Below are 14,111 nucleotides of genomic sequence, written 5' to 3'. Positions count from 1 at the left end.
GCCTGTTGTAATTCAACAATCACCTGGTTTTTAAATAGATCAAACATTGCTACACCTTATCAGCATTAAAAACTTGTTTACCTTAGTATCTCTCAGGTTCTTTTTTAGATAGCATATTTTAAGGGGCTTTACAGAGTTGGCCAACAATATAGTTTCGTACTACGCTTTGTATGCTTATCTTGTGAGGGAATAGTGACAGGAACGTATTCGGATGCAGACAAAATCACAACTTTATCAAGATGCAGCCTCCTTGGCCGGGCTTGGAATCTGGGAGCGAAATTTCCTGGAGGGGACATTTTACTGGAATAAGATCATCTTCCAGATTATGGAGGTTGACGATGATTATAAGGGTTCGATTGAGGATGTCATACTTTTTTACCGGGAACCGGCGAAGGTGAGGGCCTTAATAGATAAAGCGATTGTTTCGGGGCTACCGGAAAAGGGCGAATTGGAAGTGCTCACCGCGAGAAAAACGCAAAAATGGGTGGAAGTACGCGTACAGGCAGAATTGGCCGATGGCCTGTGCACACGTCTTTATGGCACGCTGACGGACATAACAGACAGACGACTGCAGGCTATGGTCCTGGAAGAAAGAGAACAACGCTTCTCCAAAGCGTTTGATCATGCGCCCATCGGGATGGCATTGGTTTCGCTCACAGGGGGCTGGATAAAAGTAAACACCAGCCTGTGCCAGCTTTTTGGTTATACAGAACCTGAATTCCTTGGTCGCACTTTTCAGGATTTCACTTATCCGGCAGACCTGGAAAGCGACCTCGAGCACCTCAATTTGCTTGTTGCAGGTGATATCGGCTCCTATACAATGGAAAAAAGGTATTACCATGCAGATGGCCATATCATATGGGCTCTACTGAGTGTTTCGCTGGTAAGAAGCGAGACCGGTTCCCCCCTTTACTTCGTTTCTCAAATTAAAGATGTTACCGACCAAAAGAACAGTATGGAGATTATTAGCCGGCAAAACGACCGGCTCCTGAATTTCGCGCATATCGTATCACATAACCTCCGTTCGCATTCAGGCAATATCAGGATGCTGACGAGCATGATCCTGGAAGAAACAGACCCGGCAGAAAAGGAAACTCTGGTGCAAATGCTTGACGGAAATGCCGTCAGCCTGCTGGAAACCCTCGCGCATTTGAACGAGGTGGTGAAGGTTCAGGAGAGTAGTGCAGACACGAGGGTAAGAATAGATCTGGCAAATGAAGTAGAAAGAGGGCTAAATATCCTTTCAGCCTCTATCCGCGCCAGTAATGCAAGCATAGTTAAAGATCTGGATGATGGAATAGCGGTTGTGTTTAATCCGGCCTACCTGGAGAGTGTACTGATTAACCTGATAGGCAACAGCCTTAAATACCAGCATCCGGAGCGCCGGCCCGAAATTACGATAAGCGCTAACATGAATGGTGGAGTGCCATTGCTTATCATTGCGGATAATGGTTTAGGGATCGATCTAACCCTGCATGGCCACAAGCTATTTGGCATGTATAAAACCTTTCACCGCCATCCTGATGCCCGGGGCATGGGGCTTTTCCTGGTAAAAAACCAGGTGGAGGCTATGGGCGGAAGGATTTGGGCCGAGAGCCAGCCCGGTGTTGGCACTTCTTTTTTTATTCAGTTTGCTCCCCTTATGCATGAAAAAAATTGACATTGCCTGTTTGATCGATGACGACGAAATATTTACCTTTTTGATTTCCAAACAAATGCGCCTGGTAAATTTCCGTGAGCACCTCCTCGTTTTTAATGCTGGCGATCAGGCGTTGGATTATTTGAAATCGGCGATAAAAACCGGGGAGAAGCTTCCTTCAGTTATATTATTAGACATCAACATGCCGGTGCTTGACGGATGGCAGTTCCTTGACGAGTTTATTAAATTCGATTTACCGGAAAAAATAACTATTCATATCATCAGTTCCTCTATCGATCAGGCAGACCGGCTGAAAGCCGCAAGTTACCAGGAGGTGTCCAATTTTTACATTAAACCAATCACGAATGACAACCTGGTTGAGATGCTGAACAGTGCGGAGCGGGATCGACTTTAGTGCGAAACGCCATATTGAAAACATATTTGAACGAAAAAATGAAACTGCCCGCCGATCAAATATGGCTCAAAAGCAAAATTCTTCGCGTAAAAAAGTCAGACAAAAATCACCGAAGATCTTGTCCCATTAATACAGTAACAATTCTTTGCCCCCCCCCACAGCATCTCAGGTTAGTTGTGGCTATTACATATGAACGTAAGGCACACAACCGTTGATAGCTGCATTCAATGTAAAAAGTCGGGTTACACTTGCATTATTTGCCGTAAAAAACGATGATGCAGCGTTTTGGTACACCAGAGTTCTCCACTATTTATTTGCGGCGCTGCTATAATTCTCATCCAAAAGTGGACGGCCTCCTTTCTTACAAGCAATCTCGTTGCCCCCGCTTAGATAACCTTTCGTATATAACTGAAACCGCTATGACGATGAATTACAACGAAATTGTATACTAACCAATTTAAACAAAAAGCACTTTCCATCATACAACGGAATCAAAACTTGTGCTGTGTATGGTAGAATTAGGTATAAGTTGACAAATGTTGTGTTTTTATGTTAAAAAATTGGGTACCTAAATTTGCTTCAAACGTAACTTTACTGTTGCAAAGCTGCTATATTCTTATCAATAGCTGCTGAACTATAAACCAATAAAGCCGACCGGCAAGTTCTGTAAATTTTGATTTAAGTTATTAATGCTTGATCGCCTGTATACTATTATTTAATCGTATTCAGGGAAATTACAAACAGGCCCGGCTCTACAATCGATTGCAAACCTTTTCTGAAGTGTACTTATGAGAGATTAAACCAAAAAAACTTGTTTTGCCGGCCACCGCTTGTGACCCGCAGTAAACTACATCGGTATCGATATCACGGATTCTATAATTAATAAATCCGATGATACAGGCTACCGGTTAAGCAACCAATTAAGTAAACAGTCTTTTATTAAACCAAAGGTAGTGTTAGCTAAACCATATGATTTATTACTATGAATAACAATAATTCATACATCAGCTAACTATATGTAATACCATAATGTGTTTGATAAAAGCGCTAAATCTTACCAATTTCTAAACCAATGTTTTCAATTAACAAACCAAAATATGAAAAAAAAATATTTACTAAGTACTTTCATGAAAATGACGGTCGTAATAGTATTTATAAGCATTACTATTATAAGTTCCGCGTTTGCGGGTAATGGCCCGGCCAGTCTGCCATATACGGATGTGATAAAAGCCAACGTGAGCAAGGTTATAACCGGTAAAGTAACCGATGAAACCGGATTAGCATTACCAGGCGTAACCGTTACCTTAAAAGGCACCACTACTGCAGTCGGATCAGATGTCAATGGCGCATTCCGTATTGAAGTACCTAATGACCAGGCGGTGCTTGTTTTTAGCTTTGTAGGTTATGTCTCGAGGGAAGTTACCGTTTCCGACAAATCGGTAATTAACGTATCATTAAGGAGTGATTCTAAATCATTAAGTGAAGTTGTTGTTGTTGGCTACGGAACACAAAAGCGCGCCAGTGTAACCGGCGCTGTTTCGTCGGTAAGCGGCAAAACAATATCAGCGTTACCTGTTGGGGGTGTCGACCAGGCCTTACAGGGCCGGGTAGCCGGTTTAACGGTTACCAATAATGGCTCGCCAGGTACTGCTCCAATTGTACAAATACGCGGCGTGAGTTCTGTCGGTTATGGCTCCGATCCCTTGTATATTATCGATGGCTTTCCGGGTTCTATCGGAGCTCTTGATCCAAGAGATATTCAATCAGTTGATGTACTTAAGGACGCGAGCGCTGCGGCGATTTACGGTTCAAGAGGAACTAATGGTGTTATCATCATTACAACCAGGAAGGGTGCCAGCGGTAAGGTTCAGTTAAACTTTGATTCGTACGCGGGATTTCAGGAAGTTGTTAAACGATATGACCTCCTTAACACCAACCAATATGTACAATACGAAAGAGCTTTAGACGGAGCTGCCAATATTGGAGTACCGCCGCGTTTGCAACCGGCAAACTTTAATCTGCCTATTTATGCGGGTTCTTCGCAAACATTCGCCCAAACCAACACAGACTGGCAAAGCGCTTATTTCCAAAAAGGAGTTTTGCAACAGCATAATGTCTCGTTAACCGGAGGCAATGATAACTCGCATTTTTTTACATCTGCCGGTTATTTTAATCAGGATGGTATTACCGTAGGTACAAGTTTCAGCCGAAAAAGCTACCGTATGAATTCTGATCATAATGTGAATAAATTTATTACCATCGGCGAAACATTCAATGTTTCGGTAACACGTCAACGTTTTGGGATCCCCCCGGGCAACAGAACGCCTATTACCAATGTGGTAAGGATGCAGCCATATATACCTATTTACAATCCAAACAATCCTGGCGGCTTTTTTGGCCCTCAAAATAGTTTTGACGGCGCCGACCCGGTTAACCCGATTGAACAGGCATTAATTAACGAGAACCGTAATTTTGGTTTCGGAATACGTGGCAACGCTTATTTAACCGTAAAGTTTACTCCATGGTTAAAATTCAATTCTACTTACGGGATTGATTACGGAACAAACAGGCAGGAACAATACACTCCTATATATAACGACGGGGGTACTTCAAGCAGCCCACTTGCGTCAATAACCGAAAATACCGGCACCAGCACTACTACGCTGTATACACAGCAATTAACTTTCGACAAGACCTTCGCCAAACACCACGTTTCGGCTGTGGCAGTTTACGAAGTGCAAACCAACCGTAGTGACAGCCAAAACTCTTTTGGTAACCAAAATAACAACGTTATACGCACACTTAACAACGCCACCAACATCACCACCAATTATACTTATGGCACCAACGTGCTGCATTCGTTAGTAGGCCGGGTGGGTTATGATTTTGAAGGGAAATATTTAATTTCAGGTTCAATACGCCGCGATGGATTATCAGTTTGGGCCCCCGGTCACAAATATGAAAACTTCCCTGCAGCTTCAGTAGGCTGGAAGGTTGACCAGGAAGATTTCATGAAGAATTCTAAAACAATCAGCGAATTAAAACTACGGGCCGGTTACGGCGTTACCGGGATAAATGGAACCGTGTTGGGTAATTATCCTTACGTGTCAAATGTTTCTGCGGGTGGCACAACGTATCCTTTTGGCAATTTGGCAACGGGTGCCAACTCTGGTAACGGATCTTATTATAGTGCATTAAGTAATTATTTTCTTCACTGGGAAATAACCAAATCAACAAACATTGGTCTTGACCTCGGCTTACTTCAAAACACGTTTACGTTATCGGCGGAAGTTTATAAGAGAAGAACCAATAACCTGATCTTAACCGTACCGGTACCGCCAAGCGATGGCGTTGGTGCACCGGTTGCAAATGTCGGCTCGATGCAAAACACAGGTATTGAATTTACCGCAGGTTACCATAAATCAAGCGGAGACTTTAAATTTGATATAACCGGTGTGTTTGGTTTAGACAAAAATAAAGTTACCTCATTGACAGGAACCGCAAACGGATCGATAACAGCAGGCGGTGATGCGGATTTTGGTGGCGGCGGGCCGATTACTAACACCGTAGTTGGTCAATCTATCCAGTATTTTTATGGTTATGTTGTAGAAGGCATATTCCAAAATGCAGCTGATGTAAGCGGTCATGCAACTCAAACCAATGCAGCGCCAGGCGATATTAAATTTAAGGATATCAATAACGACGGTAAAATAGATGCCAATGACCGGGTTAACCTGGGCAGTTACCTCCCTAAATTTACTTACTCGTTAAATTATTCGGCGAATTATAAAAATTTCGACCTTGCTTTGTTTTTCCAGGGTGTTTACGGCAATAAAATATTTAATGCCGAAAAAATCATTCTTGAAGGTATGCCAAGGTTATTTAACTCCGGAGTTAACGTGCTTAAAGCCTGGACACCTAACAATACCAATACTACTATCCCGAGGGCTATTTCCGGCGACCCCAACGGCAACGTACGGCCGTCGTCGCGCTGGGTAGAAAACGGCTCATACCTTCGTTTAAAAAATCTTCAACTTGGCTACAATTTCCCTACAGCCTGGCTTAAATCGGCTACTGACGGTCACGTAAGCAAAGTGAGGTTTTATTTATCATCCACAAACCTGTTCACGATTACAAAATACACCGGGCTTGATCCTGAGGTTGGCTCCAAAAACGGAACACTTACAAATGGTATAGACTACGGCCAATATCCTTCGCCAAGAGCGTTCCAGGCAGGCTTACAGGCAACATTTTAACAATCATTAAATTGATATATTATGAAACATAGAAAAATTTATTTATTGTCAACCATTATCTTACTAACGATAACGGTGATTGTATTGTCCTGTAAAAAAACAGCGCTAAATACATCCGACCCCAATAATCTTACTACAGGTAATTACTATAAAACTGCAGCGCAACTAAAGGCGGGCGTTAACGCCATCTATGCTGTTATGCATCAAAACAACCTCGTATCGCGCGAGTGGTATTATCTGCATGACACCAGGAGCGATGAAGTGTTCCCTGGCGGCGGCCAACTGGAAATTCCGCGCAGACAACTGTATGAAAATACCGATGACCCTACCAACTCGGTTATGAACTCGGTTTGGAATGGCTGGTACACAGTAATATTCCGCGCCAACGTGGTAACCGACAATGCGCCCAATGTTACTGACAATGTTGCAGATAAGAATGAATCAGTTGGCGAGGCAAAGTTTCTTCGCGCCTGGGCTTACTTTGACCTGGTTAGCATGTGGGGAGGTGTTCCACTGGTAACTACAGTGCCAAAAAGTCCAAACGATTATAAGCCACGTGCATCTGTTAGTGAGGTTTACGCGCAAATTGTTCAGGATTTAAAAGATGCCGCGGCAGTATTGCCCGGAAAATCGGCTACCGATAAGGGGCGGGCCACCGCTTCCGCTGCCAATGCCATGCTGGGCAGGGTGTTGATGCAACAAGGCGATTATGCCGGAGCCAAAGCGGCGTTTCTTAAAATTCCAACTTCAGGAGCAGATGGATATTCTTTAACCGCACGTTACCTGGATAATTTTGAGTTGGCGACCGAGTTTAATTCAGAGTCGATTTTCGAAGTTGTATTTGTAGACAAAGGCGATAATAATTACAACTGGGGCGGCGAAAGCGCGACTGAACCGCAATCTACAGTCAGAAACCAGGAATACTGCCCTGTTGCCTGGAGAAACCTCATTCCTTCAAACAAATATTTGAATGAGTTTGAAAACACAGCTACAGGCGCTGCTAAAACAGACCCACGTTTTTCATACAGCGTTTACCAAAGCGGCGATACTTATAACAATGGCCAAAGCATATTAACTGATGGAGATCAAAACGGTAATTCTTCAGTAGTTAACGGCGTCACCAAAAAAATCAGCTGGCGTAAATTTATGATTATCTACCAGGAAAGTTCTGCTACGGCTGGCTTTCACCCTGCCGGAAACAATCAGCGTATTATACGTTATTCAGAAATTCTGCTTAATCTTGCCGAATGCAATATTGAGCTAGGTGATATCCCCGGAGCTGTAACCTATCTTAATATGGTGCGCGCAAGACAGGACGTTGCTATGCCTCCTTATCCAACGGCTCAATTTCCGGTTACTACAAAAAGCGACGTGCTTAAAGCCCTAATGCACGAAAAAATGGTAGAGCTGGGCGATGAAGAAGTACGCAACATCGACATTTTAAGATGGCGTAAAAAGGGATATTTCACTACCGAGCCTATTGCTAATTTCCATGCCAACAGAGACGAATTATTACCTATACCTCAAGCCGAACTGGATAATAACCCATTAGTTAACGGTCATCAAAACCCAGGCTATTAATTTATTTTGCAGTTAATTTAAAAGCGGGCGGCCTAAAAGCCGCCTGCTTTTTTCTTATATTTAAATTACATTTTATGAAGAGGCTCCTGATAGGTTTTACCATTGCTGTATCACTTTGGTCTTGTAAAAAGCAAACGCTATTTGTACAAGTGCCATCTTCCGGCTCGGGTATCATGTTTAATAACCTGATCACCGAAAACGACTCCATTAACCCAATTGATAACGCCACTGTATATAATGGCGGAGGAGTGGGTATAGGCGATTTTAATAACGATGGATTACAGGATATTTACTTTGTAGGCAATATGGTGCCCAATAAGCTATATATTAACAAGGGAAACTTCAGGTTTGAAGACGCTACTGCAATAGCAGGGGTGGATGGCAAAGGACGTTGGGGAAAGGGGGCTTCTGTTATCGATATTAATAACGATGGCTTACCCGACATATACGTTTGTAATTCGTTTGCTAATGACCCCAAAAAAAGGCAAAACCTGTTATATATAAATAAGGGGCTTAATAAAGATGGTATTCCGGTATTTAAAGATGAGGCAAAGGAATACGGACTTGATATTCAGCTATTTTCTACAATGGCCAGTTTTTTTGACTATGATAATGACGGCGACCTTGACATGTATTTGACTGTTAATGAGCCGAACCCAGCCGAATTCCCCAACCAATTCAGACCTATTAATATCGCCGGCACGGGCAGAAGCATGGGGCGATTGTACCGGAACGATTGGGACCCGAAACTTAAGCATCCTGTGTTTACAGATGTGTCATTAGCGGCCGGCATCAAGATTGAAGGTTACGGGCATGCTGCAACTATAGCTGATATTAACCTTGATGGCTGGAAAGATATATACGTTACCAACGACTTCCTGTCTAATAATATCCTGTACATTAATAACCACGATGGCACCTTTACCGATAAGTCGAAGTCGTATTTTAAACATACCTCGTTCAACGCTATGGGACAGGACATTGAAGACATCAACAATGATGGGCTGGCCGATATATTTGAACTCGACATGAGCCCTGCCGATAATTACCGAAAAAAAATGATGTCGGGACCGAGCAGCTATAACACCATTCAAAATTTCGACCATTATGGTTATCAATATCAATACGTTCGAAACACATTACAGCTGAACCAGGGTCCATCTATAGGAGAAAATAACCAGCTTGGCCCCCCGGCATTTAGCGAGGTTGGCTTTTTAAGCGGCGTAGCCCAAACAGACTGGAGCTGGACCCCAATGGTAACCGATTTTGATAATGATGGTTACCGGGATGTTATTGTTACCAACGGCTATCCGCGCGATGTTACGGATCATGACTTTATCGCTTACAGATCCAATGCATTTTTAATAACCCCTAAGAGCGAAGTTCTTAAACAAATACCATCAGTTAAAATTCATAATTACGCCTTCCGTAACCAGGATGGTTTGCAATTTAAGGATGTGAGCCTGGATTGGGGCCTGGGTATCCCCTCCTTTTCTAATGGTGCAGCATATGCCGACCTTAATAATGATGGCGCAATGGACCTGGTAATCAATAATATTAATGACGAAGCGTTAATTTATAAAAATACCGCCGGCGAGGATGCAGAAAAACCGCAGCATTACCTCAACATAACGTTCAAAGGTCCAAATCAAAATCTTGAAGGAATCGGAACCTTCGTTGATATATATTACCAGCACGGCTTACACCAGGTTTATGAAAACAACCCTTACCGCGGCTATCTTACCAGCATCCAACCGATAGCACATTTTGGGTTAGGCAAATGCAAAACCATAGATTCGGTAGTAGTTAGGTGGCCGAACAAATACAGACAAACTTTTTTAAATGTAGCTGCCGATCAAACTTTGGCTGCAAACATTAATAACGCCGGCCAAACCTATACATGGGCAAATCCGGGACAATTAAAAGCACCGATATTTACCAATATAACGGGCAAGAGTGCGATTAACTACGTACATCGTGACACAGATTATGCCGACTTTAATATTCAAAAGCTTTTGCCGCATAAACTTTCAGAATACAATCCGGCGCTGTCAGTCGGCGATATTAATAGTGATGGCTTAGATGATATAGTTGTCGGTGGAAATTTGAAAGAACCGGCACAGATTTTCTTTCAACAAAAAAATGGCACATTCATACAACGGGACCTTTTAGAAGGGAAGAAATATGAGCAGCCTTATCTTGATGGTGGAATTCTGATTTTCGATTCGAATGGCGATAAGTTTCCTGATGTACTAATTACCGGCAGTGGTTATAAGGCAGCGGCAAACGATCCGGCTTACCAGGATCGCTTATATATGAATGACGGCAAAGGGCATTTTACGCTTGCAAAGGATGCGTTGCCGGTTTGTTTTAAAAGTAAATTGTGTGTAAGGGCTTTTGATTATAACAACGACGGCAAATTAGACCTGTTTATTTCGGGGCGGGTTGAACCATGGAGATACCCCGAACCTGTGAATAGCTATATTTTAAGAAATGACACAAAGGACGGAAGGATAAAATTCACAGATGTAACTAATGAAGTTGCCCCAGGCCTAAAAAAGATAGGGTTGATATGCGACGCCATTTTTAGCGACTTTGACAACGATGGTAAAACAGACTTGATATTGGCCGGAGAATGGATGCCGCTAACCTTTCTGAAAAACATAGGCGGTAAATTTGTTAACGTTACAGCCAAAAGTGGCGTTAGCAATAAAACCGGATGGTGGAACTCAATAATTGCAGGTGATTTCAGGCATACAGGCAGAATGGATTACATAGTGGGAAATGTAGGCTTAAATACCCTTTACCAGGTCAGCGACGAGTTCCCGGCCTTTATTACAGCAGGCGACTTTGACAAGAGAAACCGGTTTGATGCATTTCCATCGTTGTACCTGCCGGGTAAAGACGACGTTAAAAGGGAATACCCTGCAAATGTAAGGGAAGATGCTGTTAAGCAAATGATAACCCTGCGTGCCAAATTCACCAATTATCATTCATATGCTGAGGCTACGATGCAAGATGTGCTCAGCGCCGATCAAATGAAAAATGCCTTACGGCTTAAAGCCACCGAGTTGAAGTCCTGCTATTTCAGGAACGATGGCGGGGGTAAATTCACCGTAATTCCGCTGCCAATTGAGGCACAGGTTTCTGTTTTGAATGGAATGGTGGCCGATGACTTTGACGCAGACGGCAACCTGGATTTATTGATCAATGGAAATGATTTTGGCACCGATGTTTCTATTGGCAGGTATGATGCCTTAAACGGCTTACTGCTGAGGGGTGATGGCAAAGGTGGTTTTGCGCCCCTGTCAATTGCGCACAGCGGAATATATTTACCTGGAGATGGAAAAGCTCTTGTAAAATTAAAGGGGGCAAACAATAATTATCTGATGGCTGCAAGCGAACATTTAGGGCCGCTCCGGATTTTTCAATTAAATGCTAAAGTATCTATGTTAAAAATAGATGATACAGATCAAAGCGCTATTATAACATATAAAAATGGCAGCCATACTAAACAGGAATTTTACTATGGCAGTTCGTTTCTTTCGCAATCGTCCAGGTTTATCCTTATCAATAATAAGGTAGCGCAGGTATCCATAAAAAATAACTCAGGAACAAGCAGGCTTTTTAAGTTCTAATATCGTTATGTTAATTACTAACTGACCATTTTATCAAAAGCAATTCAACCAGGGCAACCCTGCTCATCGTACACAATATGCTGTATGAAGATCAGGGTTGTCCTTTTTATTTTCAGGCAGGCGTATGTCATCCGCTAAAACACTTCTGTATTTACATATCAGCCATTTGCATCTGCATCGCGGGTTCGCCGGTATTAAATTTAAGTGCCTTTAAATTAAGTGGGGTTAACTTGCCATCCTCTGTTATTTCCAGGAACTGATTGGGCTTTACATCGTAAAAATGCTGCAAAATACCGCTCCCCGCCCACCTGATCTCGATGTCGTCAATCATTTTGGCCTGCCCTACCCCTATCTCCTGCCTTAGCGGAGATGAACCGAAGCTACCGCCGGAATTTACATCCTTGAAAACACTTCGCTGTATGCCATTTTCTGTAAAGGTTACCTTTATCCTTGAGCCAATAGCCGACTTATTTGACCGTGTTCCCACCAATTTTAAACCTATCCAACTATTATTATTTTGACCGGGATTAAGATATAATGCGCTTTTGTAGGCATCGCCTATATAAGCGCCACCCATTTCGATGAAAATATCCTGCAGGCCGTTATTCCTAAAATCGGCAAATGATACGCCATGTCCTTTTTGCAAATTGCCGGTACGCGATGAACTGGTTACATCGGCAAATTTTTTGCCTGCTATATTCCTAAAAAGCTTGTTTGGTATCAGTGATCCAAAATCGGGGTTGCCGGTACCAAAATAAATATCGGGATAGCCGTCATTATCAATATCACCAAAATTGCCCCCCATGCTAAATACTGCCTTATTCAGCCCAACATCATGGGTTACATTGGTAAAAGTACCATCGCGGTTATTTTTAAAAAGAAAAATATTGCCATTATCTGCTACAGGCGTGCCCAAGGCCTCTAATGCAGCGTAATAACCCAGGGTTGTGCTAAAATTGTAACTGCCTAACAAAATATCGGGCCAGCCATCATTATTGTAATCAAAAAACCAGGTAGTAAATGTATTTTGTTTAATATTGATGCCTGCCTTTTCGGTCACATCATCAAAATCTACGTTGTTCCCTCCTTTACATTTATTTTTCAGCAAATATTTTCTTCCACTCATGGTAGATAAAAAAATGTCGGGCCAGCCATCGTTATTGTAATCGGCCGATGTTACCCCTTTCACAAAATCGTTTATCTGGCAATGGGCCTTTTGAGCCATTTCTTTAAAAGTGCCATCGTGATTATTCATATAAAGTGCCGATGGATGGTTATTGTTAGGGTCGGTTCCGCCATGGCTTTCCATCCCGATAAAAACATCAAGCCAGCCATCGTTATTAAAATCGGCCCATACGGCAGTTTGTGTAGGATGCATAAACTGCAGGCCGGCTGCAATAGTAACATCGGTAAACTTACCGTTGCCATTGTTTTTAAGCAATGACCCCGGCTGATTGCCAAAGCCGTCCCGAAGCCAGCCTCCGCGCATGATAAAAATATCCGGGCGGCCATCATTGTTGTAATCTGTTTGTTGGATATTAAGGCCGCCAACTTCATCCTGTAAGCCACTTTGAGCGGTACGGTCGCTAAAAGTACCATCGCCATTGTTGTGAAAATAATGCATGTGATCTTGCAGATCCATTCCTGATGTTATAATGTCTATGTAACCGTCACCGTCAAAATCATCGGCTATGGAGCCACCCGCCCTGCTATTCAGATTAATGCCCACATTTGCGGCTACATCAGTAAATGGCTTCACCTTGTGCGGCCCGTCGTCAGCATTTAAATTAGGGATCAAATACTGGGCAGGCACCTGGTCTGGATAACGACCTAATGTCATATAAGCGATATTTAACAGCCACCGGGACTGGGCATCCTGAGAATTACTTTTCAAAATACTCTGTAATGTTTCAATTGCTTGCTGTGATCCTGTTTGCGCCTGATGGATTCCGGCTCCTTTAATAGGAAATATGCACGATGCCCCGTTATGGCCGAGCATACAATTTGCACGTTCGCCCAAACGCATAAAAGCAACCGCCTGATCGGGCAATGTATTTATGGGATTCATGTAACGTGGCAGCTTGGCAATTTTCGAATATATATCAACAGCTTGTTGCTCATGCCCCTCCTGTAACTCAAACAATGCTTTTTTCGATAAAAGCTGCACATCATAGTTTGGCGAATCGGCCTTTAACGCCGAATCGCAGGCGGCAAGGCGGGCGTCGGAACTAAAAACATTTTGAGGATTATAGTTTCGCTTTTTGAGCTGCTGCAGCAAATCTGCCATTTTCATCGGGGAATGTGGTTTACATGATAATATTAAACCACAAGTACATGCAGCAAAAAACATGGTTATTCGGGCAAATCGTGATAGCATGATAATTGGTTAAAAAACGATCCGGATTTCTGTTCCGTAATCAATTAAAGGCTACCAGATATAATAGCAACCTTTAACCGAAAAGCGGACCAAGAGTTAACATAATATTTTTGGCCACCTTCTGGTTAAGAGGTGGTTAGTAAAGATAAAAAACGACGATGGCTCCAAACACAACGTTTGTTTATATTCATATAACATCTGTATA

The 14,111-nt window shown here is 42.7% G+C and carries 6 protein-coding genes; 5 read left to right on the top strand and 1 reads right to left on the bottom strand.

Going from position 1 to position 14,111, the window contains the following annotated elements; all coding sequences use genetic code 11:
* Window positions 1–250 precede the first annotated feature (250 nt).
* From FSB76_RS27430 to FSB76_RS27410, 5 genes are all read left to right on the top strand, one after another.
* Window positions 251–1,660 (top strand): sensor histidine kinase, encoded by a 1,410-nt coding sequence (locus FSB76_RS27430; RefSeq protein WP_158642998.1) that lies wholly within the window; start codon window positions 251–253, stop codon window positions 1,658–1,660.
* Entirely contained in the window at window positions 1,647–2,054 is a 408-nt protein-coding gene (locus tag FSB76_RS27425; protein WP_147059162.1) for a response regulator, read from the top strand. The genes FSB76_RS27430 and FSB76_RS27425 overlap by 14 nt, the downstream gene beginning before the upstream one ends.
* A 1,097-nt stretch (window positions 2,055–3,151) precedes the next feature.
* Complete coding sequence (locus tag FSB76_RS27420) at window positions 3,152–6,310, top strand: SusC/RagA family TonB-linked outer membrane protein (protein ID WP_147059160.1); 3,159 nt, start codon at window positions 3,152–3,154, stop codon at window positions 6,308–6,310.
* Window positions 6,311–6,331: 21 nt separating this feature from the next.
* On the top strand, window positions 6,332–7,891 hold the full coding sequence (locus tag FSB76_RS27415) for a RagB/SusD family nutrient uptake outer membrane protein (RefSeq protein WP_147059158.1): 1,560 nt from the start codon (window positions 6,332–6,334) through the stop codon (window positions 7,889–7,891).
* Window positions 7,892–7,965: 74 nt separating this feature from the next.
* Entirely contained in the window at window positions 7,966–11,529 is a 3,564-nt protein-coding gene (locus FSB76_RS27410) for a VCBS repeat-containing protein (RefSeq protein WP_147059156.1), read from the top strand.
* A gap of 151 nt (window positions 11,530–11,680) precedes the next feature.
* Here FSB76_RS27410 and FSB76_RS27405 read toward each other — a convergent pair whose 3' ends face one another.
* Window positions 11,681–13,822 (bottom strand): CRTAC1 family protein, encoded by a 2,142-nt coding sequence (locus FSB76_RS27405; RefSeq protein WP_158642997.1) that lies wholly within the window; start codon window positions 13,820–13,822, stop codon window positions 11,681–11,683.
* Window positions 13,823–14,111 lie beyond the last annotated feature (289 nt).

The organism is Mucilaginibacter ginsenosidivorax, from assembly GCF_007971525.1.
Lineage (GTDB): Bacteria > Bacteroidota > Bacteroidia > Sphingobacteriales > Sphingobacteriaceae > Mucilaginibacter > Mucilaginibacter ginsenosidivorax.
The sequence above is the reverse complement of the archived record's forward strand: the minus strand, read 5'-3'. Positions and strand labels throughout refer to the sequence as shown.